Source organism: Shewanella sp. 10B (assembly GCF_023475885.1).
Taxonomy (GTDB): Bacteria; Pseudomonadota; Gammaproteobacteria; order Enterobacterales; family Shewanellaceae; genus Shewanella; species Shewanella mangrovisoli.
In genome coordinates, this window is sequence record NZ_JAMDJO010000001.1 from 298,980 (window position 1) to 323,108 (window position 24,129).

The following is a 24,129-nucleotide window of genomic DNA, read 5'->3' on the forward strand; positions in this document are numbered from 1 at the left end:
GACCAAAATGGTAATATTGTTAGTCAACGCTACTTTGACCCCTTTGGGCGAACCGCATCGACAGGCGGTGGGCATCGTACTGATATAGTGAATAAAAATACCCTGCAATCAAAGTTGCAGGATTTGGATATCACCAACAAAAACCGCCGTGGCTTTACCGACCACGAGCATCTGAATGAACAGCAGTTAATTCATATGAATGGCCGGGTGTACGATTACAACCTCGGGCGCTTCCTCAGCGTCGACCCGCTGATCCAGAGCCCGACCAGCACCCAGAGTGTGAATCCCTATTCCTACATAATGAACAACCCGCTGGCGGGGACGGATCCGACGGGGTATTGTGCGACCACAGATAATGTTCAGGATTGTGCCGACAGTATCGAAAGTGGAACGACACAAGATATTACTGATAAAGATGGTAAAACCGTCGGTACGGTCGGCAAAGATAGTCAGGGCAATATGTACATTACCAAAGGCAATGGCGCGAGTGCCCATCAAGGGATTCAAAATGCCATGAGCAGTGCAGGTAATTTGTCTGATATGGGGAGTTTGAAACAGACTGCTGCTAAGAGTGGTGGGGATGGTGTAACAGCTAAAGGCTCAAGAGCTGGTATTAACAAAACTTCTAGAGGCACTGATGTTGGTGAGATATCAGAGGGTGAGAAAGATTTTGTTAACGAATTAGAAAATGGGATTGTTAATGAGTACTTTAGTCTTGTCGAACGAATAAATGACGCAACTGCTTCCGGGAATGAACAACTATCTACAGATCTTGAACATGCAATCAATGGTTTAAGAATGGCAACTTGGTCATACACGAATGAATATGCAGCAGATGGTTCAGAAGCGAAAACAACAACGACATTTATTAAAGATGCCGCTGGTAATATTGTAGCCGAAAAAGTCTATGTTATATTCTATAGAGGTGCCTATGATGCATATAAAAACGGTTCACCAGCAAATGTGGCAAGTGGTTATCACGTTAGTTTAAATGCGGGCGTTCATGCGATTAGGGGACTAATTGTTCATGAGATCGCTCATTCTATACCAAGGGTTAACGTGACTTCTGTAAATGGAGGCTTGCGACGTGTTCCTGATAAACGTAGAGAGGGGATGGCCGATAGTTTCCTTAAGTCTGTCTATCCAAAAGAATATTGATGGTGATCAAATGAATTTCAATAAATTTCTTGTAATTAGCTGCCTTATCGCCTCAGTTTTAGTACCAACATTAGTGAGCGCTGATGAATATCAATACATTTATAAGAGTTGGTCTTCAGACCTAGAAAGAGACATTGTTGCAGATTCGTTTAATGTAGCTAGTCAAAATTTTACTATCGATACTAAATCCAAAGTACTTTTTTGGGGGCATGCTGGCTCACCATATGACTCTTGCGATGATAATTGGATATGTATTGAAAGTATTACGTTTAATTTTGCAATACAAAAAAAAGATAAAACTGCCGCCGAGTGGAAGCATAAGGGATTTAAATATATCAATAAAGGAAAGGAAACAATTGAATTTTTTGGAATTTCACAGGAAGTTTTTAAAATTCAAGTGATAAATTTATCACGTGAGATGGCTACGTCTGATCCAATGATAGTATATTATTCAAGTACCAATGGAATTCTTGGGTTCACTCAGCTCTTGTACGATGTGGAGTCGGAAATACAATATCCGGTAACCTATTGGTCTACAGAAAACTTAGGCTTTGGAAGTAGATAAAACAAGCCCAATCCTGATGGTTCTCCTCATAAATTTACCAAGGGAAAATGATGGGTCAGGTATAACACTTTATAGAAAGACAGGACAGCAAAAAGAGACAGGACAGGCTTAACTCTTTTTGCCAATCAGCCCCATTTACTTGGGGCTTTTTCTTGCCTGAAACTTGGGCAATCCGACCAGCGGTCTGGGCAGCCGTTGCCGGTAGAAGTGATCAGTGTTTGCCAGCAGGGCGGGCAGTTTGGGGCAGCGCCGCCAGTTGGCGGCACTGGCGCAATTGATCGCTTCCGCTGTTCACAAGTGATCACTTCTACTGTTTTGGACTGCTCAGTCTGCTGCGAGTTTTGACCAAATGAGTTTTTGGAGATCATTCGCTTAAGTTCATGCAACGAAAATGGATGGCTTGTTTATCGGGTTTAATACTAACGCTCAATAATCGCCTTACAAATATTAATCCGAAACCAATGAATTAGAGTAAAAAATCTAGCAAGGTTTTGTCCCTTAGCTTTTTACGTGCATATCGCAAATGGGTAGTTTAAATTGGCATTAAACTTGTTGAGCAGATAAATGACTATTTACCTTTTGAATCAAAGCGTTTTATCAACACATTCATCCCAATAAAAAGCCGCCTGTTAAGGCGGCTTTTAAAGGTTTAGCGCGCTAGCAATTAAACCAGATACACATTTAAGCTGCAGGCACCGTGGGCGCCGACGACTAAGGCTTGTTCGATATCGGCGGTTTTTGAGGGACCCGCGATAAACACACCAAACTCACCCGCATCTAAGGTAATGTCCTTGGCGGCTTGATGCATGTTAGGCACAATTTTAGTGGTAGGTAGCGCTAAGATCAGGTTTTCACAGATAAAAGGCGTGACTCTGTGGCCTAAATTCTTATTGTTCACCCAAATGGCGCCATTTTCGGCAACGCCAACATCACCAGGAATGACCGCATAATCGATATCCCTAAGCTCGTGTGCCGTTGGTGGCACATCACGGTTTGCCGTGACACCCTCAACGAGGGAGATAACCTGTAAGCCTTGGGCGACAAGCTCATCCACTTTGGCTTGCAATGTCGCAAGACCACCTTCGCGGTGCAGCGTGCCCGCCACGGTTTTAAGATTGGTTTCAAACTGGCCAACCAGATCTTCTACCCGCGGGGCGACATCGATGCTTGGCATTGGATGGTTTGTTAAAGCCGACAGTTTGAGCGCATTGAGAATTTCGTGCTTACTAGACATCTTATAGGCTCCTGTGTTTCTTAAACCAAGCTTCGAAGCTGGAGTTGGGGGCAACGGGCAGTTCACGGTATTTACCCCAAGCACCGCTAAATGGCTTGAGCAGACTACCGGGCAGAATGCGCAGTGCGGTGCGGGCCGCGCCCATTGAGCAATTGAGCAGGGTCGTGCTTGCCATAAATTTACCCACTAATGGCATATAACCGTTTTTGCCGTAGGGGAGTTGTCCAGCTTCGGCCTTAAGGCGTCTGTGGTGGAAAATAATCTTATCGAGCGGCACCTTAGTCGGGCAAACATAGGTACAGCTGCCACACAGGGTACAAGCCCAAGCGATGGAGTTTGTGTCATCATGCTTGGCACCCACGGCAATCCCAATCGGGCCGGGAATGGTGTAGTTGTAACTGTAACCACCGGAGCGGCGATACACAGGGCAAGTATTTAAACAGCCACCGCAGCGAATACATTTCAATGATTCGGCAAGGATTTTATCCTTGAGCATCTCTGTACGGCCGTTATCGACGATGATGACATGCATTTCGCCATCGACCTGTGGCCCACGGTAGAAGGCGCTATAGGTGGTGACAGGTTGACCCGTTGCGTTACGCGCTAGGGTGCGCAGTAACACGGCGGCGCTGTCGATATCGGGGACAATTTTGTCTATACCCATTGAATGCAATTGTAACTTGGGCAGGTTTGCCCCCATGTCGGCGTTACCTTCGTTGGTACAAACGACCACGGCGCCCTTATCGGCAATCGCCATGTTTACCCCTGTCATGGCGGCATCGGCACTGAGGAATTGCTCACGCAGGTGAGCACGGGCGGCGCGGGTCAAATATAGCGGATCGGACTCGCCTGCCTTAGTGCCTAATTTGTCATGGAACAGATCGCCCACTTCTTCTTTCTTCATGTGGATGGCGGGCACCACAATGTGCGAAGGTGGCATTTTTGCCAGCTGAATAATCCGCTCGCCCAAGTCGGTATCGATGACTTCAATTCCACGTTGCTCTAAGTAAGGATTGAGGTGACATTCCTCGGTGAGCATGGATTTAGACTTAACTAACTTCTTCACTTTATGGCTAGCTAAGATGTCGTACACGATACGGTTGTGCTCGGCGCCATCCTTTGCCCAGTGGACTTTGATACCGTTTGCAAGGCAGTTTTGCTCAAAGGTTTCAAGATATTGTGCAAGGTTGGTTAAGGTATGCAGCTTGATTTCGGAGCCTAACTGACGCAGTTGTTCCCACTCGGGTAAGCTGCCTGCGGCGCGGTCACGTTTTTCCCGCAGCACCCAAAGGGCTTTTGAGTGCCAGTCAACACGGGTTTCATCACGGCAGAAAATATCGGCCTTGTGGGCGTGAACCTGTGAACCCGTTGCCTCGTGATTATGTTGATATGCCATAGTGGGTCTCCTAGAGCGCGGCGTTAAGCACTTGCGCTATGTGGCGAATTTCAATTGGCAATTGTTGTCTGCGGATCATGCCATCGAGGTGTAATAGGCATGAAGGGTCGAAGCCAACCACATATTGCGCGCCTGTTGCTGCGTGGGCTTGGGCCTTGTCTTTACCCATTTTGGCGGATACGGCGCCTTCATCAACGGCAAAAGTACCACCAAAGCCACAGCATTCGTCGCGACGGTCTGGATAGACAATGTCGATTCCGGCGATATTGGCGAGCACGGCTTCTACCTTGTTGAATCGTGGGCCCATTTGCTCGCTCGGTGTGGCAAGGCTCAACATGCGAATGCCGTGGCAGCTCAGTTGCAGACTGATCTTATGGGCAAAAGGCTTGTTGAACGCTGGGATTGGGGCGACATCGTGGAGGAACTCGGTCAGCTCATAGAGTTTGTCGATAACGGCTTGGGCTTCAGGGCTGTTATCAAACTCGTGGAAGTTTTCTTTGGCGGCCACTAAACAAGAGGCGGCAGGGCAAACAATGGCATCACATTCCACACCCTTGAAAGCATTAAGTAATTTCAAGGTAGTACTGCGTGCTGCATCGAAGCAACCCGAGTTGGTCATAGGTTGGCCACAGCAAGTTTGGCCTGCGGGTAGAATCACTTGGTGTCCGAGTTTTTCCAGTAATTCCAGGGTGGCAATCGCCACGTCTGGCATCATTTGGTTAACGAGACACGGGATGAAAAGAGCGATTTTCATTGTGTTTTTCTCTTTCTTGTTAGTGAACGACATTGCCTTGCATTGTGACCCCAAAGTCCACACAAATGCTAAGGTAGTTGATCAAATATAGGCTTATCTTAAGTAAATAAGTAGCGCTAATTTAGTAAATGACCTTGTTGATTTTTGTAAAAATGAGAATATTTTAATTTATTGAATTTAAAGTGTTTATGTTGGTTTTTATTTTGTGATTTATCTCCTGTTTTTAGTGTTTTGCTCGATAAATGAGAATAGTTTTCTTCTGATAAAAAAACGGGGCCATTTCTAGCCCCGTTGAGTACTTTTTAGCGGCTGCACTCTTCGAGCAGATACGCTAAGTGGCGGTAGGAAATGCCACTGTGCTGCGTTAAGCCGACCTCACACATACGGTTGGCGTAATAGCCTTCCTTAATCTCGACAGGAATGAGCTTTTTGATATTACGCAGGGCGCTGGCGTTGATTTCTGGCTTATACAGGCCTTTTTCACCGGCGTAACCACAGCAGTCAATGCCCGCAGGTTTGAGCACTTGGCTCGAACAAGCATCAGCAATGGCTTGCATCTTAGGCTCTAACTTCATCTTACGAGCGCTACAACCTAAGTGCAGAGCCACATTGACCTTTTTGTTGATGCTAAGCTTATCCAGTAGCTTGTCGTGCATAAACTCAACCAAGTCAGTGATTTGCACCTGAGGGTTACCCGTGAGGGTACGATAGGTACAAGACAAGGCATCGACTAATACGGGGATTTTGCCGCCATTACTCATCTTGCTGACCACATCGATAAGCTCTTGGCGTTTGGCGTCGGCGTTTTTAAAGTCGCCCTTAGATTCCCACATTTGGCCGCAGCATAAATCGCGGGTCTTCTCTGGGGTAATAACGTTATAGCCAGCACGCTCGAGCAGGGTCACAACCACCTCTGGCAAGGTGCGATTATCGGGATCCTTAGGTGTAGGTCCAAAGGTGCGGCCACCACAGGCTGGGAAGTAAACCACGGTTTCTTGCCCTGCTTTAGCTGGGGACGGTTTAGGCAGTTTGCCACCTTTGGGGAAGTCTGGATTCCAATAGGGCACTTCTTTAGAGAGTAAGCGGCCAGTTTTCATCAGCGCGTTGGTGATACCATCGCCGGTGATTTTATGGATGACTCCCAATACGTCAAAGCCTGTGCTGATCACTTGGTTGACGGCGCCAAAGTGTTTGGCTTGGAAATCCAACACTTTTTGCTCAGTGGTGCTGATATAGGGTGTGCGTAGCTTACGGACTAACTGACCCATGCTGTTATCGACTGGGCAGGCAATAGTACAGAGCTGACAAGCCGCGCAGGTATCAATCACATCATACTTGGCATCGGCACGCATTTTATCGGCGGCAGCTTTATCGCCAGATTGCTCTAAGCGCTCGATTTCACGCAGGGTGGCGATCCGCTGACGTGGCGAGAAGTTCAGCGCCGAAGTCGGGCAGGTTTTTTCGCAGAAACCACACTCGATACACTTATCGACAAAATCATCGACCACAGGGCAAGGCTTGATGTTTTTCACGTGCACTGTGCTGTCGTCGTTTAAGATAACGCCGGGGTTGAGCAGGCCTTCTGGGTCGAAGATATGCTTGATGCGTTTCATGAGGGTGTAAGCATCCGCGCCCCATTCCATTTCAACGAAAGGTGCAACGGCGCGGCCAGTGCCGTGCTCGGCCTTCATCGAACCATCGTATTTATGGATCACCATCTCGGCCACATCTTGCATAAAGCCTTGGAAGCGCTCGATGTCGGCTTGGGAGGCGAAGGTCGGGGTGATAATAAAGTGGAAGTTACCCGCCAGCGCATGGCCGTAAATCACGCCTTCGGGATAGCCGTGCTTATGGAATAGCTCGGTTAAATCGGCGGCGGCCGCGGCTAAATGTTCGACGTTAAAGGCCACGTCTTCGATGATGACTGAGCTGCCCTTTGGTCGCTCACCACCGATAATCGGGAACAGGCCAGAGCGCATTGCCCAGTATTTGCTGTACACATTGGCGTCGCTACTGAAGCTAATTGGACGCTCGGTTTTGATGTGCGCGAGTTTGGCAATCACATCTTGGGTATAGCTTTCTAAGGTTTGGGCATCGTTAGCGCGGGACTCAATCAATAGAATTGCCGCGCCTTCTGGCAGTTCATTGAGCCAATCTGGCATGCCTTTTTTACCGGTGACGGCCTTGATGGATGCCCAGTCGAGTAATTCGGCGGCGGCAACGCTATCGCCAATAATCGGTGGAATGGCACTCGCCGCATCCACCATGTTGAAAAATACCGCCATGGCCGAGGCTTTAAATTTGGCTTCATCGACCGTGTGGTAAGTGACTTCTTCGACAAAGGCTAAGGTGCCCTCGGCGCCAACGATCAAGTGGTTAATCAGATCGAACGGGTCTTCAAAATCCACTAGAGCATTGATGCTATAACCCGTAGTGTTTTTGATGGAGTATTTTTTGCGAATACGCTGCGCGAGCACGTCATTGCTGCGGGTTAATTTAGCCAGTGAGGCCAGTGAGTCGAGCAACTCGCCGTGGCTTTGGGTAAAGGCGGCCTTAGACTTATCGCAACCCGTGTTGAGCTCGGTACCATCGGCAAACAGCAGTTTAGCCGAGGCGATGGTCTGGTAACTGTTTTGCGCCGTACCACAGCACATACCCGAGGCGTTGTTAGACACAATACCGCCGACCATGGCCGAGGCAAGGGTCGCCGGATCGGGACCGATTTTCTTATTGAGAGGCTTGAGCGCCGCGTTGGCATCGGCACCAATCACCGCCGCGCCTAAGGTGATCTTATTGCTGTCGGAACTGATTTCAATGGTTCTAAAACCGTCGTGGCCCAAGATCAATAAAATCCCTTCGCCAATGGCTTGTCCCGATAAACTGGTCCCCGCTGCACGGAAGGTTACTGGCACTTTATGGGCACGGGCGATGGCTAAGGTCTGTTTGGCCTGTTCGAGGTTATCCGCGTGGACCACAATTTCAGGCACGATACGGAAATAACTGGCGTCGGTTGACCACGCAAAGCGGCGTACAGGGTCATTTGAGACGGCTGACTCACCGAGTTGTTGAATAAGCTCTTTATAAACAGCGTCATAATTAATAGACATAAGTTACTCTCTCAACGCTAAAAATGACTAAGGCCGCCAAGCGGCCTTAGGTTTAGATTGGCTTAGAAGCCACCCCAAAGAGTTGCGATGGTGCCTGCAAGTAGCGCATAACCAATCGCCACAGGCATAGTTTTACGAATAATTTCTGATTCTCTGCCCGCCATACCTACAACGGTCGCGGCGGCTACGACGTTCATCACACACATCATGTTACCGGCGTTCGCACCGATACCTTGTAGTGCTAACACCAGTGTATGGTTCATGCCAATGTTGTCGGCCACACTGTATTGTAGGCTGGAGAACATCATGTTGGAGAAGGTGGCTGAGCCTGAAAGGAAGGCGCCGAAGATCCCCACAATCGGTGCCATCCATGCCCAGACCGCTCCCATAGATTGGCCTAACATATCGGCTAAGGCGACTGGCATAGACGCAAGACCTGCACCATTAACGCCTGAGTTTAAGAAGATTTTCACCATAGGCACGGATGCGCCTAATGAGATGATAGTCGGTAACATCGACTTGCATGACACGCCGATAGATTGCTTAATCGCTGGGCTTTTCATCTTGAACAGGAAGAAACCTAAGATACACACGGCCACGAAGAAGGCGCCTGGTGCGTACAGGGTCGCAAAGCTGGCTTTTAGCTCAGTGCCCATTAGGCCTGTCCAGCTGATGTTGAAACTGGATAACCAGGCTTTGAGTGGCGCAACCGTACGTGATAACACTAATAGCGCTGCCATGATGATATAAGGTGTCCAAGCGGCGATTTGGGAGAACTTAGCGGTAGTCTCAATTTTCGCGCCTTCTTGGCTATCATTTTCAGCAAAGTCATTCCAAGGCGTTTTTGGCAGTAAGTATCCTTTACGAGCAACGGGGATAACTAAGGCCATACCCACCAATGAACCGATAACAGATGGGAATTCAGGACCCGCAAGGTAGTTGATAATCCAAGCGGGAACGGTAAAGGCAAGACCCGCGAAAATTGCAAACTTCCAAATGGCTAAACCTTCTTTAAATGACTTATTACGGCCAAAGAATCCTGTCAGTATGGTCACCATGACTAGCGGGATTAAGGTACCTGTGATTAAGTCGATAGTGATCATATGCATTACGATAAAGCGAGCATAGCCAACGTAGCTTCCGCCATGGGCTGCAAACTGCTCAGCCGCCAAGCTTACACCACCTTGGGTTAAACCTTGCTCCATACCAAATAGCACGGGTAAACCAATTGCACCGAAGGATACGCAGGCCGAGTCGGCAATCAGCGCCACAACGGCGGCGGCAACGGGCGGAACCCCCAATAATACCAGCAGCGGCGCACCAATCGCGGCTGGCGTTCCAAAACCCGCACTACCTTCAATAAAGGCACCGAATAACCAACAGATAATAATCACTTGCACACGGGCATCGGCACTGATGTTAGTGAAACCCGCGCGAATGGTATCCATGGCCCCTGAGTATTTCAGGGTGTTGAGCAGGAATACCGCGCCGAAGATGATGGTTAAGGGAGTGATGGCTGACAGCAGTCCTTCGAGAACCGATGCGGCTAATAGCGTGGTATCCATTTGCCAAATAAACACGGCGGCAAGCGCTGTGATTACCATGGAGATGGGCATAGCTTTGGACGCTGGCATTCTGAGTAATACGAGAAAGATCATTACACTGATTACTGGCGTCAAGCTGGCGAGGAGTTGAAGTATTGTCATGCTTGCCTCTACATAAAGTGGTCTGTCTTATTATTTATATTTGGATCTTGCTAGTGTTTTCCTGTTTAACCCTCGGCGGATAAATCAGCAGTTTCAACTGCCAATGCCAAGAGTCACAACATTCTGTGGTGTGTACTAGACGCTATTCGGGGCTTAACTAATATGATCTAGATCATTTTGACTGCTGTATAAAATGCTAATTTACAGTGCTGCGGGAGGCTTCTCTCATAGGATTTTCCTAACTGTGATCCATGTCACTCGAAGGTGGTTTTTTATATTTCGATAATGGGATGTTTCACTGATTTCTATTCCTTAAGGTTATAAAAATCGAGATATCCGCTAAATTAGCTATCAGTATTGCAATTAACTGATCCATTTATTTCATTAATGAGTACTTAATGGATTTTTAAGACAATATTAAAATGTGACTCATGTCTCATTTTTATGTGGCGGTAAAAATCACTCCGCTAAACTGAATTGAGTAAGATAGTGAATAAATAGATTTTTATTGAGTTTTGCACCGCAGGAAATATTGAGAGCAAGATCAAATTTTAGTGATGACTAAATTTCGCGTGATGAATATCACTTAATGAATTTTGTTTTAATCTGAAATTTAATAACGGTTAATAAAGCTGTTTACAGCCACGCAGCCGCAACACACCATTCTGTTAACAACTGGTATGGGAATTAACCTGAGTGATTAATGATGGCGTGCCTTTGTGGCCATTATGCCTCGCCTAATGTGGGCTTAAAACAGCTTACTGCCCCAGCCGAGCTTACTGCGTAACACATGGAAGTAATTATGGCCTTTAGGGTGGATAAGTCTGAGCTGCTCAGAGCTGCGGCGCACTATGATTTCATCGCCGGGTAAGACGGCTAAATGCACGTGGCCATCACAACTTACTTCGAGATTTTCGCCATTTTCAGGGGAGACGACCATCTTAATGGTGCTGCAGGCATCGACCACTATGGGGCGACACGACAGTGTATGCGGAAACATAGGCACTAGTATTAATGCCTGTAAATTGGGGGTTAGAATAGCGCCTCCTGCCGACAGGGCATAGGCGGTAGATCCCGTCGGAGTTGAGACTATCATGCCGTCGGCGCGTTGGCTGTACATGAATTGATTGTCTATATAGACTTCAAATTCAATCATATGGGCAATTTTACCCGGATGGAGTACCGCTTCATTAACGGCAGTATTGCTTGCTTTTAACATGCCATGGCGATAGACCTCGGCCTCGAGTAAAAAGCGGTGCTCGGTATCAAATTCCCCATCGAGCACTTTGGCGAGGGCTTCTTCAAAGGCATCGGGCGGTAAATCCGTTAAAAAGCCGAGATTACCACGGTTTACTCCAATCACACCGACATCGAAGCGCGCCAGTACTCTGGCGGCACCGAGCATATTGCCATCACCACCCACGACTATGGCTAAATCGCAGCGTGCGCCAATCTCTAACAAATCGACCGCGACGATATTTGTCCCTAACTCGCTGGCAACGCGCTCTTCCACAAGAACTTCATACCCTTGCACCGTCAGCCAGTGGTGCAGACGTTTGAGGGTTTGATTTGTCCCTGGGTGGTGTGGCTTGCCAATCAGGCCAATGGTGTGGAACTTTGTGGTCATATTTATGCTAGATCTGGCCTTAGGCCTTGAAACGTCAAAATTGATCCCCATAATATGCCCAGAGTATTTAGAAACAAAGCATTTTTAGCTGGAGTGAAAATGAGCAACGAGTCGATTAAAGCAGAACAGGATCTGATCCAAGAGGGTGTAGAGTCTGAAGTTTCTACCGAAGAAGCGAGTCTGATTGACGAGCTTACCCAAGCCAATTTCCGTATTGAAGAGCTGGAACAGTTACTCGCTGACGCTTTGGCGAAAGTTGAAGAGCAAAAAGATTCAGTTATCCGTGCTGCTGCCGAAGTAGACAATATTCGTCGTCGTGCGGCGATGGATGTGGAAAAGGCTAACAAATTTGCATTGGAAAAATTCGCCAACGAATTACTGCCAGTGTTAGACAATATGGAACGTGCACTGCAAGGTACTAATCCACAGGATGAAACCACCAAAGCATTGTTCGAAGGTGTTGAGCTCACGCAAAAGAGCTTCTTAACCGCCGTGGCTAAGTTTGGGGTAAAACCTATCGATCCACAGGGTCAAGCCTTCAACCCAGACCAACATCAAGCCATTGGTATGCAGCCAAGTGCTGAGTATCCAGCCAATACTGTGATGTTAGTGATGCAAAAGGGTTATGAGCTAAACAGCCGTTTACTGCGTCCAGCCATGGTGATGGTGTCACAGGGCGGCCCTAGCCAAGAAATCAACATTGAAGCCTAAGCTAACGCTTAGCGCTAACTAATAAAAAGGACTGCCGATGCAGTCCTTTTTATTTGTCTGTTGTTTTTCTATTTGCCGTTAATCGTGGTTTATCACGTTTGCAGTATTGTGGGAGCTAAGCTCCCATCAACACTCAATCGGCAAGAAAAGCATTAATTTGCGCTAACATACCTTCGGCATCGAGTTGTAAATCATGGGTCACTTCTTCTGGAGAGCCATGTTTAATAAACTCATCGGGTAGGCCGATTTGCAGCACAGGTTTGGGCATTTTAAGCTTTTGCAGTAGCTCTAAAATGCCAGAGCCTGCGCCGCCCATAATGGCGTTCTCTTCCACTGTCACGAGCACATCGTGGGTTTGCGCCATCTCTTTAACCAAATCCACATCTAATGGCTTGACAAAGCGCATATCGACGACGGTGGCGTCTAAGCTTTCTGCGGCGGTTAAGGCGGCGGCTAAGGTGGTACCAAAGTTCAGCATGGCGATACGTTTGCCTAAACGCTTAATCACGCCTTTACCTATCGGCAATGCCGTCATGGCTTCTACCTGAGTCGCGCCAGTGGCGCTGCCCCTTGGATAACGCACCGCACTCGGGCCAGCATCATAGCAATAACCGGTATAGAGCATTTGGCGACATTCATTTTCATCCGATGGCGCCATGATCACCATATTCGGGATGCAGCGCATAAAGCTTAAATCGAATGCGCCTTGGTGGGTTGGGCCGTCGGCACCGACAATACCGCCACGGTCAATAGCGAACAATACTGGTAAGCGCTGTAGCGCCACATCGTGGATCAGTTGATCATAACCCCGTTGCAGGAAGGTCGAGTAAATGGCGACCACAGGCTTAAAGCCTTCACAGGCAAATCCGGCCCCTAAGGTCACCGCATGTTGCTCGGCAATGGCGGCATCGAAATATTGTTTCGGGAAGCGTTGTGAGAACTCCACCATGCCCGAACCTTCACGCATGGCAGGGGTAATGCCTAAGACTTTTTCATCCTGCTCGGCAATATCACATAACCATTTGCCAAACACTTGGGAGAAGGTCGGCAGTCCCGGCTTAGTGGCTGGCTTCTTAAATTGTGACGGGTCAAATTTAGGTACCGCGTGCCAACCGATAGGATCTTTCTCGGCGGGCTCATAACCACGACCTTTTTTGGTCATGATGTGCAGTACTTGTGGGCCCTTTAGAGAGCGCATATTGCGCAGGGTTTCCACTAGGGCATCGACATCGTGGCCATCGATGGGGCCGATATAGTTAAAGCCTAACTCTTCAAACAGGGTGCCTGGTACAACCATGCCCTTGAGGTGCTCTTCGGTGCGCTTGGCCATTTCTTTGATAACTGGCATGCCCTTGAGGACTTTCTTGCTGCTTTCACGAATCGTGGTGTAGAGGCGGCCTGACATCAACTGCGCTAAGTGATTGTTGAGCGCGCCGACGTTTTCTGAAATCGACATTTCGTTATCGTTCAGCACCATCAGCATATCGTTGTGCAAATCACCCGCGTGGTTCATGGCCTCGAACACCATACCGCCCGTCATGGCGCCATCGCCAATCACGGCAACCACTTTACGGCCTGCCTGTTCTTTTTCGGCGGCAACAGCCATGGCTAATGCGGCACTGATGGAGGTGCCGGAGTGTCCGACGCTAAAGGTGTCGTATTCACTTTCTTCCCGCCAAGGGAAAGGGTGTAAGCCGTTCTTTTGCCTAATGGTGTGCATTCTGTCGCGGCGACCGGTGAGGATTTTATGGGGATAGGCTTGGTGGCCAACATCCCAAATCAAACGATCAAACGGGGTGTTATAGACATAATGCAGGGCGACAGTCAGTTCGACCGTGCCGAGTCCAGAGGCAAAATGTCCGCTGGACATGCCAACGGACTTAAGAAGAAACTCCCGCAACTCATCGGCCAATTGAGGTAACAGGGCCTGAGGAAGCTGGCGGAGTTCATTAGGAGTGTTGGCCTGAGCCAACACGGGAAACTGTGAAATGTCCAAACTCATAGCGAGATACTTCGTCTCTTATTATATTCTTCGCTCAATGATATAGCGGGCGAAGTCTGCGATTAACTGGCTATTGTATGGCAATTTAGCCAGCGCTGATAGTGCCTCTTGGATCAGTTGCGCGGCGGTGTCTTTGGCGCCTTGCAGTCCAAGTAGTTGCGGAAAAGTACTCTTATTGGACTCGGCGTCTGAGCCTTGGGGTTTGCCGAGTTCTTCCGTGGTGGCAATGATGTCCAGAATATCGTCTTGCACTTGGAAGGCAAGTCCTACCGCATGGGCAAATTCCATCATAGTCTGATATTCATCTTTTGGCGCATTAGCGGCGATCAGGGCTAACTCAACGGCGCAGCTGATAAGGGCGCCCGTTTTCATATTATGCAGTTGAGTTAAGGCCTTAAGGTCGATGAGCTTATCGGTTGAGGCTAAGTCAATCGCTTGGCCGCCACACATACCACGGTAACCCGAGGCTTTCGCCAGCGCCCTCACCATGGCGATATGCTGCTCGCTGCTGATCCCTAGTACTGCTTCGGTAACAATTTCAAAGGCTAAGGTTTGCAGTGCATCCCCTGCAAGGATGGCGGTCGCCTCATCGAAGGCGATATGCACTGTGGGCTGACCACGACGAAGGTCGTCATCGTCCATGGCGGGTAAATCGTCATGGATTAACGAATAAGCATGAATACACTCAATGGCGGCGGCGCTGGCGTCGAGCTTTTCAAGCGGCACGCCAAACATTTGCCCCACGCTGTAAACCAAGAAGGGACGAATACGCTTACCGCCTAATAGCGCGCCGTGGGTCATGGCGGCCTTTAATTGCGGCGCTGTGTCTTCGAGTGTGCTGAAACGTTGTTTTAATTGGTCATCAACCCGTAGTTGATATTCTTTTATTGCATTGACTAACACGCTTATTCGCCCTCAACGGCATAGGGAGAGAGGGGCGCATTTTCATCCTGCTTGAGTAAAATGGCCACTTTTTGCTGAGCTTGCTCGAGTTTTGCTTGGCTGTTACGCACCAGATTGATGCCACGTTCAAATTGTTTTAACGCATCATCCAGAGAGACATCGCCCTGTTCTAATTCGGCAACGATGCGCTCGAGTTCACCAAGGGATTCTTCAAAACTGAGATTTTCGGGTTTCTTCGCCACGTTAATAATTCCTTTGAAAGAGCGGACACAAGGTATATCAGGGCGACTCAAGGGTCAAATTCAGTCGACGGATATTTGCTCAATAGCACGCTTTGTTGCTGAATTTTTTTCAGAAAATAGAAATTGTCGCTAAACTTGCTTAGTGCTTGTCCGATAAATGACAATAATAGCATTATGCTTATAATCATCCTTTGACATCATAGAGTAAGGCTCAGGTTAAAACCAAAGTGTAATCCCTATGTGGATGACATTTTGTGTTATTTTGCGAATAGAGTCAGTATTATGTCGTTTATACCGAATATTGAGGAGCCGTTGTGGATTTAGCTACAGTTATAGGACTAGTCGGGGGCTTTGGTTTTATCCTTTGGGCTATGATGACCAGCGGCGGCTTGGCAATCTTTATCGACGTCCCCTCAGTGTTTATCGTATTCGGTGGTTCATTCTTCGTAGTAATGATGAAATTCAATCTCAAACAGTTTTTGGGCGCGGTAAAAATTGCCGTCAAAGCCTTTATGTTTAAGATTGATAAGCCAGAAGATCTTATCGAACAATCCGTGACTATGGCGGACGCCGCCCGTAAAGGCGGATTCCTTGCCCTCGAAGAAGCGCAAATTTCCAACAGTTTTATGCAAAAAGCTGTCGATATGTTGGTCGATGGTCACGATGGCGAAGTTGTGCGCGCCGCGCTTGAAAAAGACATTGCCCTCACCGAAGAGCGCCATCGTAACGGCATTGCGATTTTTAGGGCCTTTGGTGACGTCGGCCCCGCGATGGGGATGATTGGTACCTTAGTGGGCTTAGTGGCCATGTTATCCAACATGTCAGATCCTAAATCGATTGGTCCTTCGATGGCGGTGGCCTTGTTAACGACACTGTACGGCGCCGTGGTCGCGAACATGGTGTGTATTCCCATTGCCGATAAACTCACCCTGCGCATGGGTGAAGAAATGCTGAACCGCAACCTGATTATGGATGCGGTATTAGCCATTCAAGATGGCCAAAACCCGCGGGTGATTGAAGGTTTCTTGAAGAATTATCTAGCTGAAAAACAGCGGAAAATCGATACAACGGACGGAGAGTAGCCCATGGCTAAGTGCAACTGTCCACCGCCCGGAGCACCGCTCTGGTTGGCAACATTTGCCGATTTGATGTCCCTCTTGATGTGTTTCTTCGTGCTGCTGCTATCATTTTCCGAAATGGACGTGATGAAGTTTAAGCAGATCGCAGGCTCGATGAAGTATGCCTTCGGGGTGCAAAATAAGGTCGAAGTCAAAGACATTCCTAAGGGGACGTCTGTGATTGCATTGGAGTTTCGTCCTGGTCGTCCCGATCCCACGCCGATTGAAATCATTAACCAACAAACCAACGAAATGACCGAACCCGTATTGGATTATCAAGCGGGCGAGGACGATAGCGCGGGTGGTGTGCAGCAGCAAAATGGTTCGCAGCGGGGCGGTGAAGCCTCGGCGACGGCCCAAGAAACGGCGGATGCGGTAAAAGCGGAAGCCGCAGCGGCGCAGGATAAAATCAATCAACAAGTGAAGAAAATGGCGCAGGAGCTCAATAACGAGATCACCGATGGGGCGATCGAAATTGAGTCACTTGGGCAGCAAATTATTATCCGTATCCGTGAGAAGGGCTCATTTGCCTCGGGTTCGGGCTTCCTGCAGCCACGATTTAAACCTGTGGTGCGCTCGGTCGGTGAATTGCTTAAAGATGTGCCGGGGATCATCACTGTATCGGGTTACACCGATGATATGCAGATAAGCGATGAGCTATACAGCTCGAACTGGGATCTCTCGAGCAAACGCGCAGTTGCGGTGGCCGATGTGCTGCTGCAAGTGAAGGGCTTCGATCCTAAGCGGATGAAAGTGGTCGGTATGGCGTCGAATAATCCCATCGTGCCTAATGACTCACCTGAAAACCGCGCGCGAAATCGTCGTGTTGAGATTGCGATTGAACAGGGTAAAGCCAAAGAATCCGAAGAAATTCAAGTAGGTAAATAGCTTTTAATCCAAACTTGTTATTCGATAAAAACGCCGTGACTTGCTCACGGCTTTTTTATTTGTGATTTTTTGACTATAAATTCAACTATGCATAAGCGCACGCCACGAGCAGCTCGAGTGTGGAAACAGGTGCGCCAATCGCCGTGAGTTTGTTATAATCCGGCGATTATTCTTTTAACCAATTTTGCTGTTTACAAAATTGCCCGCGGAAATCCCATGAAGTTTATTGTAAAGCTGTACCCAGAAATCATGATGAAGAGCAAGCCCGTGCGCATGCGCTTCACCAAAATGCTTGAAACCAACATCCGTAACGTGCTCAAAAAAGTTGATGAAGATGCCAAAGTGCAACGTCAATGGGACCGTATTTGGGTAAAGGTGCCAAATGATAAACCTGAATTAGCTCAGGCCTTTGGTGAGCGTTTAGCCTGTATTCCTGGGATCGCACATGTGGTGCAAGTGGATGAATATAGCTTTACCTCAGTCGACGATATCTACCAGCAAGTCTTACCCGTTTACCGTGACCAAATTGCCGGTAAAACCTTCTGTGTGCGCGTCAAACGTACTGGCTCCCACGATTTTAACTCTATCGAAGTCGAGCGTTATGTCGGTGGTGGTTTAAACCAGTTTACCGATGCGATTGGTGTGCGTTTGAAGAACCCAGAAGTGACAGTTAACCTCGAAATCGAGGGTGATAAACTGTATATGGTGACTAAGCGTATCGAAGGCTTAGGCGGCTTCCCAATGGCGACGCAGGAAGATGTGTTGTCCTTGATTTCGGGCGGTTTTGACTCAGGCGTGTCGAGCTACCAATTTATTAAGAAGGGCGCTCGTACCCATTACTGTTTCTTCAACCTCGGCGGCGCGCAGCATGAAATTGGCGTGAAACAAGTCGCTTACCATTTGTGGAAAACCTATGGTGAATCCCACAAGGTGAAGTTTGTGTCTGTGCCGTTCGAGCCTGTGGTGGCCGAGATTTTAGAGAAAATCGACAACGGTCAAATGGGCGTGGTGCTTAAGCGTATGATGATGCGCACCGCAGCGCGTATTGCTGAGCGTATGGGCATTCAGGCGATTGTGACTGGTGAGAGTTTAGGCCAAGTATCGAGCCAAACCTTGACCAACTTAAACGTGATTGACCGCTGCACCGATATGCTGATCCTGCGCCCGCTGATCGCCATGGACAAGCAGGACATTATCAACGAATGTCGCCGTATCGGCACCGAAGATTTTGCTAAATCTATGCCCGAGTATTGCGGCGTGATTTCGCAAAAGCCAACCGTGAAGGCGGTACTGGCCAAGGTTGAGGCCGAAGAGACCAAATTTTCTGAGGACTTGATTGACCGTATCGTTGAGCAGGCTGTTGCCATTGATATCAGGGAGATAGCAGAACAAATGAATACGCGTATCACTGAAACTGAAACCGTTGTTGCTATCGACACCAATGAAGTGGTGATTGATATTCGCGCCACAGAGGAAGAAGAGAACAAGCCGCTGGAGATTGAAGGCGTGGAAATCAAGCGCATTCCTTTCTTCAAATTAGCGACTCAATTTGCCGACCTCGATAAGCAGAAGACTTACCTGTTGTACTGCGAGCGTGGGGTGATGAGTAAATTACAAGCGCTATACCTGATTGAACAAGGTTATCACAATGTTAAGGTTTACCGCCCTTAAGCGATAGCCAGTAAAACGAGAGCTAAGGCCAAACATCAACTTTGGCCTTAATGCGCATTAATTGGGGCCTCGATGCGCCAATAAGCAGGTAAACGAATACAAAAAAGCCGCATTGGAATGCGGCTTTTATTTTACTGATCAGCAGTGCAATTTATTCGGTCTTGACCACTTGCTGGGCCGGTAACACTTCATCGGCAAGCAATAAGGTTGGATCCTGCAGCGCTTCTTCATGCATTTTTTCCATCGTCGCAGTCAGTTCGGCATTGATGCTTGCCTGTAAATCACTGGTGTCGATGATAATTTCTGCATCGATAACATTTGCGCTGACATTGGCACTGAGTGCGCTGACTAACACTAACGCAAAAGCAGATTTTAAATTGAACATAGTCGCCTCCGGGCTGACAAAGTATTGCTGTCAGACATTCCCATCACCCGTTCGAGATTGTCCAACTCATGTGTTTCGTTGGCGCAAAATTTAATCAAAAACGCTGGCCTTTACAAACGATTAAATGTAACAATACGGATTAGAAAAACTAATTAAAAATTGAGATAGAGATCACTATGTCAAGACGCTTACCACCACTGAATGCGGTTAAAGCATTTGAGGCCGCCGCACGGCATTTGAGCTTTACTCGAGCGGCTGAAGAATTGTTTGTGACTCAGGCTGCGGTGAGTCACCAAATTAAGGCGCTGGAAGATTTTCTCGGATTAAAATTATTTCGTCGAAAGAATCGTTCGCTGCTACTGACCGAAGAAGGTCAGAGCTATTTTCTCGATATTAAAGATATCTTCACTCAACTGGCGGATGCGACCGACAGGCTACTTGCACGCAGCGCCATTGGTTCGTTGACCGTGAGTATGTCGCCAAGCTTTGCTATTCAGTGGCTGGTGCCGCGCCTATCGAAGTTTAGTGAAAAAAATCCTGATATTGACGTACGAATTAAGGCGGTAGACACAGAGGCCAGCTCTTTAACCGATGATGTCGACGTTGCCATTTATTATGGTTTAGGCAATTGGCCTGGGCTTCGCGCCGATAAACTTCGTAATGAAGTGCTGATCCCTGTATGTTCGCCCATGCTGTTAAACGGCCCTAAGCCCTTGTCCAAGCCGGAAGATTTAAAACACCACACGTTGCTGCACGATATGAGTCGCCACGATTGGCAGGCTTGGTTTAGACAATGTGGCATCCACGATATTAACGTCAACCAAGGGCCGATTTTCAGTCATTCTTCCCTCGTTTTGCAGGCGGCAGCCCACGGCCAAGGTGTGGCATTAGGTTATAGCGTACTCGCTCGCCCCGATATTAAGGCGGGTCGACTGGTGTGCCCATTCCAAGAAGTGTTAGTGAGCAAAGATGCCTATTACCTCGTCTGCCAGCAAAATCATGCCGAGCTGGGTAAAGTGGTCGCGTTCCGTGAGTGGATGTTAGATATGTTTGCCGAGGAGTCACGTAGTGAGTTGTTGCCCGGATAATCCTTTGGTCAACGAGGCTGTTGCTTCAAACGCCTATGTGTTAGAAGGCGAGCCATCAGAAACCTTGATTTTATTTGCCCACGGCGCGGGAGCGAATCGAGATTCCGACTTTATGTGCCAAATGGCCGCAGGTCTTGTCGCCAAGGGCTTTCAAGTGATGCGCTTTAACTTTCCCTATATGCAGGCCAATGCCGTGGATGGTAAAAAGCGCCCTCCTGACAGAGCGCCAAAGTTGCTTGCCTGTTTTAGCGAGATGCTCGATGTGGCGCACGCTCAGCCTATGGTTAAGCGCGTGGTCTTGATGGGCAAATCCATGGGCGGACGCATGGCGGCGTTACTGGCCTGCGATAGCGCGCAAGCGAGCCGTATCGATAGGGTCATTTGCTTAGGTTATCCCTTTATTCCACTTAAGGGTGGTGAACCTAGGTTAGAACCCCTTAACGACTGCCAAGTGCCCGTATTAGTGCTACAAGGTGAGCGGGATAAGTTTGGCACACAGGCGCAGCTCCTAAGTTGGCCGCTTAACAGTGATATACAAATTGAATACTTAGCCGATGGGGATCATAGTTTTGTCCCAAGAAAGTCGTCAGGCACGACCGAAGCGGCTAACCTTGCATTGGCTGTTGATTTATCAGCAAAATTTATTGGCTAATGCTTATTCTTAATATGGCCTAAAGCGCTCAGAGTCTGGATTAACGGCTTGAGCGTCATCCGTCGTAAAGCCTATTGGTTTTTGGAGGTAAAAATGCGTAAAGGATTGTTGTTACTCGCCGCGGTAAGCGGATTTTTTGCGGTTGCGCTAGGCGCTTTTGGTGCTCATGGACTCAAGGCTGTCGCGCCGCCAGAGCTGATTGATGTGTTTAATCTAGGCGTGCAGTATCACTTCTATCATACTTTTGCGCTGATTGCCGTGGCCTTTGCCGGGCAGTGGTTAACCTCACGCTTGCTGGATTGGGCGGCGTATTTGTTTATTGCTGGCATCGTGCTGTTTTCTGGCTCGCTTTACGGTTTAGCGCTAGTCGGTAGCAAATGGTTAGGCCCTATTACCCCAATGGGCGGTGGCTGCTTCCTCTTAGGTTGGTTATTGCTGGCCGCGGCCGTATGGCGCCATAAAGTGGTGGATGGCAACGAGTCATAATACTTGTGTGGCGCAGCCACTGCGCTGTGCGTTCACACTGCCAATTACACAAAAGCCCGATAGCAAATCGGGCTTTTGTGCATTGAAATTGCTATACTGGCGCCCAAATCGATAGTCGGCCATGTTTATGGCTTGGATTTCTTAAGGATCTCCATGAAAAACCTATTTTTATTTTGCCGTGCAGGCTATGAGAAAGAATGCGCAGCAGAAATCCAACAGCGAGCCGCCGAGCTCAATGTGGGTGGCTTTGTTAAGGCCAACAACAACGATGCCTACGTGGTATATCAATGTTTTGAAGAAGACGGCGGCGATACCTTAGTGAAGCAATTGCCGTTAGATTCACTGATTTTTGCCCGTCAGATGTTTGCCGCAAGCGAGCTGCTGGCGGATTTACCTGAGTCTGATCGTGTCAGTCCGATTGTGGCGGCGCTCAGTGAGGTGAGTAAAGCGGGTGAGCTGAGGGTTGAAACCCCTGACACCAACGAAGCGAAAGAGCTGTCGGCATTTTGCCGTAAGTTTACCGTGCCTTTGCGCCAGCATTTGAAAAAATCCGGCAGTTTACTGGCACAGGAAAATCCTAAGCGTCCGATTATCCACGTGTGCTTTATCGGCCCAGGTCGCGCCTACGTAGGTTATTCCTTCAGCAACAACAGCTCCCCTTATTTTATGGGGATCCCGCGCCTGAAAATGGCTGCCGATGCGCCTAGCCGCTCAAGCCTGAAACTCGATGAAGCCTTCGCGCAGTTTGTGCCTAAAGAAGAGCAAGAAGTGCGGGTTCGCAGCGGCATGAACGCAGTGGATTTAGGCGCTTGCCCTGGCGGCTGGACCTATCAATTGGTGCGTCGTGGCATGATGGTCTCCGCGGTCGATAATGGTCCAATGAACGAAAAACTGATGGAAACCGGACAAGTGAAACATTTCCGCGAGGATGGTTTCCGCTTCGAGCCACAGCGTAAAAACATTTATTGGTTAGTGTGCGACATGGTTGAAAAACCCGCGCGCGTGGCTGAACTGATTGAAGCTTGGGCCATCAATGGCTGGTTTAAAGAAGCGATTTTCAACCTCAAACTGCCGATGAAGAGCCGTTATAAAGAAGTGATGGCGATTTTGAATACCATGCAGGAAATCCTCAAGGAAAACGGCATCAACGAATTCCAGTTACAGTGTAAGCACTTATACCATGACCGTGATGAAGTGACTGTGCACCTGTGGATTAGACCGAGCCAGGCTTGGAACTAATCAGCGGTTTTTTATCGTTCTGTTAGTGAGTGAAGCCCCAAGTCATGTTTGGGGCTTTTTATTTGGCTGTCCCGCTAAATAGCGGCCATAAAAAACGCACCCCAAGGTGCGTTTTTTGTTTCGCGCAAAGCGATTATGACAGACGGTCAAGTACCGCTTGAGTGAAGTCAGTCGTACCGTGGGTGCCGCCTAAATCGCGAGTCGTACGGTCGCCTTCTTCAATCACTGCCGATACGGCTTTACGGATCAGATCGGCTTTATCGGCCATGCCTAAGTATTCCAGCATTTGGATAGAGGCTAAGATCACTGATGTTGGGTTCGCGAGGTTTTTACCTGCGATATCGGGCGCGCTACCGTGAACCGCTTCGAAAATCGCTGCATCACGGCCAATGTTGGCGCCTGGTGCCATACCTAAACCACCGACTAAACCAGCACACAGATCCGACAGAATGTCACCAAACAGGTTGGTGGTCACTATGACGTCGAAGTTTTCTGGGTTCATCACTAACTTCATGCAAGTTGCATCGACGATCATTTCTTCGGTTTTGATATCTGGGTAGCGTTGGCTCACTTCACGGGCCACTTTCAGGAACAGACCTGAAGTTGACTTCATGATGTTTGCTTTGTGCACGATAGTGACTTTCTTACGGTTTTCTTTGCGGGCCAGTTCATAGGCGAATGTTGCGATCTGCTCAGCGCCTTGGCGAGTGACGATACTGGTCGCTTCAGCAGTGGTGCCGTCTTCAGACACTTTTTGACCGTGGCCAGAGTACATGCCTTCGGTGTTTTCACGCACTGTGATGATATCAATGTTTTCATAACGGGCTTGAGTGCCTTTGAAAGACAACACTGGACGCACGTTAGCGTACAGGCCGAATTTCTTACGTAATGTCACGTTGATAGAGGTGAAACCTTCGCCTACTGGTGTAGTTAGCGGGCCTTTCAGGGTGATGCGGTTTTTTTCGATCAGTTCTAAAGTACGCTGCGGAAGTAGTTCGCCCTGCTTCTCGAGAGCAGTTAAGCCGGCATCGGCAAATTCATATTCAAAATCACAACCTGCTTTATCAAGAATTTTTAAGGCTGAATCAATAATACTTGGGCCAATTCCATCACCTGGAATTACGGTTATCGTTCTTTTTGACATGGAGAAGTCCTTCCACGGTTCGTCGTTACTGCAATTGTCCGACCCGGGATTAG

Annotated in this window: 21 protein-coding genes; 10 read left to right on the forward strand and 11 right to left on the reverse strand. The window is 48.4% G+C overall.

The window, feature by feature from the left end; genetic code table 11:
• The first annotated feature begins 87 nt into the window (after positions 1-87).
• Together M0415_RS01240 and M0415_RS01245 are read left to right on the forward strand one after the other, a co-directional pair.
• Positions 88-1,158: an RHS repeat protein gene (locus tag M0415_RS01240; protein ID WP_249555928.1), complete on the forward strand. Its 1,071-nt coding sequence runs from the start codon at positions 88-90 to the stop codon at positions 1,156-1,158.
• A gap of 10 nt (positions 1,159-1,168) precedes the next feature.
• A complete protein-coding gene (locus tag M0415_RS01245; RefSeq protein WP_088212433.1) occupies positions 1,169-1,723 on the forward strand; it encodes a hypothetical protein in 555 nt (184 codons plus the stop codon).
• A 664-nt stretch (positions 1,724-2,387) separates the two neighbouring features.
• Here M0415_RS01245 and M0415_RS01250 read toward each other — a convergent pair.
• From M0415_RS01250 to nadK, 6 genes are all read right to left on the reverse strand, one after another.
• The gene (locus tag M0415_RS01250) at positions 2,388-2,957 is read right to left on the reverse strand and encodes a LutC/YkgG family protein (protein WP_249555927.1); all 570 of its coding nucleotides are present in this window, start codon (positions 2,955-2,957) and stop codon (positions 2,388-2,390) included.
• Position 2,958: 1 nt separating this feature from the next.
• Entirely contained in the window at positions 2,959-4,353 is a 1,395-nt protein-coding gene (locus tag M0415_RS01255; protein ID WP_249555926.1) for a lactate utilization protein B, read from the reverse strand.
• A 10-nt stretch (positions 4,354-4,363) separates the two neighbouring features.
• Positions 4,364-5,107: a (Fe-S)-binding protein gene (locus M0415_RS01260; protein ID WP_011626788.1), complete on the reverse strand. Its 744-nt coding sequence runs from the start codon at positions 5,105-5,107 to the stop codon at positions 4,364-4,366.
• A 302-nt stretch (positions 5,108-5,409) separates the two neighbouring features.
• Positions 5,410-8,214, reverse strand: a complete 2,805-nt coding sequence (locus M0415_RS01265) for an FAD-binding and (Fe-S)-binding domain-containing protein (protein WP_089067340.1) — start codon at positions 8,212-8,214, stop codon at positions 5,410-5,412.
• 62 nt (positions 8,215-8,276) lie between these two features.
• Positions 8,277-9,920, reverse strand: coding sequence for an L-lactate permease (locus tag M0415_RS01270; RefSeq protein ID WP_089067341.1), 1,644 nt, complete (start codon positions 9,918-9,920; stop codon positions 8,277-8,279).
• A gap of 748 nt (positions 9,921-10,668) precedes the next feature.
• On the reverse strand, positions 10,669-11,547 hold the full coding sequence (gene nadK, locus M0415_RS01275; RefSeq protein WP_084789193.1) for an NAD(+) kinase: 879 nt from the start codon (positions 11,545-11,547) through the stop codon (positions 10,669-10,671).
• Between the two features lie 99 nt (positions 11,548-11,646).
• Between nadK and grpE the strand changes: the two genes are divergently transcribed.
• Positions 11,647-12,258 (forward strand): nucleotide exchange factor GrpE, encoded by a 612-nt coding sequence (gene grpE, locus M0415_RS01280; RefSeq protein ID WP_086902308.1) that lies wholly within the window; start codon positions 11,647-11,649, stop codon positions 12,256-12,258.
• A 133-nt stretch (positions 12,259-12,391) separates the two neighbouring features.
• On the opposite strand, the gene dxs is transcribed toward grpE, so the two are convergent.
• From dxs to xseB, 3 genes are read right to left on the reverse strand one after another with little or no spacing between them, the layout of a single operon-like run.
• Positions 12,392-14,260: a 1-deoxy-D-xylulose-5-phosphate synthase gene (dxs, locus tag M0415_RS01285; protein WP_249555925.1), complete on the reverse strand. Its 1,869-nt coding sequence runs from the start codon at positions 14,258-14,260 to the stop codon at positions 12,392-12,394.
• A 21-nt stretch (positions 14,261-14,281) separates the two neighbouring features.
• On the reverse strand, positions 14,282-15,163 hold the full coding sequence (gene ispA / locus M0415_RS01290) for a (2E,6E)-farnesyl diphosphate synthase (RefSeq protein WP_249555924.1): 882 nt from the start codon (positions 15,161-15,163) through the stop codon (positions 14,282-14,284).
• Between the two features lie 2 nt (positions 15,164-15,165).
• Positions 15,166-15,405, reverse strand: a complete 240-nt coding sequence (xseB, locus tag M0415_RS01295) for an exodeoxyribonuclease VII small subunit (protein WP_011623480.1) — start codon at positions 15,403-15,405, stop codon at positions 15,166-15,168.
• A 314-nt stretch (positions 15,406-15,719) separates the two neighbouring features.
• Between xseB and pomA the strand changes: the two genes are divergently transcribed.
• The 3 genes from pomA (at position 15,720) to thiI (ending at position 19,082) form a co-directional block, all read left to right on the forward strand.
• The gene (gene pomA / locus M0415_RS01300; RefSeq protein ID WP_011717762.1) at positions 15,720-16,487 is read left to right on the forward strand and encodes a flagellar motor protein PomA; all 768 of its coding nucleotides are present in this window, start codon (positions 15,720-15,722) and stop codon (positions 16,485-16,487) included.
• Between the two features lie 3 nt (positions 16,488-16,490).
• Complete coding sequence (locus M0415_RS01305) at positions 16,491-17,411, forward strand: flagellar motor protein MotB (protein WP_011623478.1); 921 nt, start codon at positions 16,491-16,493, stop codon at positions 17,409-17,411.
• Between the two features lie 216 nt (positions 17,412-17,627).
• Complete coding sequence (gene thiI / locus M0415_RS01310; protein WP_249555923.1) at positions 17,628-19,082, forward strand: tRNA uracil 4-sulfurtransferase ThiI; 1,455 nt, start codon at positions 17,628-17,630, stop codon at positions 19,080-19,082.
• A gap of 151 nt (positions 19,083-19,233) precedes the next feature.
• Here thiI and M0415_RS01315 read toward each other — a convergent pair whose 3' ends face one another.
• On the reverse strand, positions 19,234-19,467 hold the full coding sequence (locus tag M0415_RS01315) for a hypothetical protein (RefSeq protein WP_011717760.1): 234 nt from the start codon (positions 19,465-19,467) through the stop codon (positions 19,234-19,236).
• 176 nt (positions 19,468-19,643) lie between these two features.
• On the opposite strand from M0415_RS01315, the gene M0415_RS01320 reads away from it, so the two are divergent.
• The 4 genes from M0415_RS01320 (at position 19,644) to rlmM (ending at position 22,932) form a co-directional block, all read left to right on the forward strand.
• On the forward strand, positions 19,644-20,555 hold the full coding sequence (locus M0415_RS01320; RefSeq protein WP_023268106.1) for a transcriptional regulator GcvA: 912 nt from the start codon (positions 19,644-19,646) through the stop codon (positions 20,553-20,555).
• A complete protein-coding gene (locus M0415_RS01325) occupies positions 20,536-21,207 on the forward strand; it encodes an alpha/beta fold hydrolase (RefSeq protein WP_249555922.1) in 672 nt (223 codons plus the stop codon). Before M0415_RS01320 ends, M0415_RS01325 begins: the two co-directional genes overlap by 20 nt.
• 93 nt (positions 21,208-21,300) lie before the next feature.
• Positions 21,301-21,693: a DUF423 domain-containing protein gene (locus M0415_RS01330; protein WP_220053531.1), complete on the forward strand. Its 393-nt coding sequence runs from the start codon at positions 21,301-21,303 to the stop codon at positions 21,691-21,693.
• Positions 21,694-21,846: 153 nt separating this feature from the next.
• Positions 21,847-22,932: a 23S rRNA (cytidine(2498)-2'-O)-methyltransferase RlmM gene (gene rlmM / locus M0415_RS01335; protein ID WP_011717757.1), complete on the forward strand. Its 1,086-nt coding sequence runs from the start codon at positions 21,847-21,849 to the stop codon at positions 22,930-22,932.
• A gap of 133 nt (positions 22,933-23,065) precedes the next feature.
• Here rlmM and M0415_RS01340 read toward each other — a convergent pair whose 3' ends face one another.
• A complete protein-coding gene (locus M0415_RS01340; protein WP_011717756.1) occupies positions 23,066-24,076 on the reverse strand; it encodes an isocitrate dehydrogenase in 1,011 nt (336 codons plus the stop codon).
• Positions 24,077-24,129: the final 53 nt, after the last annotated feature.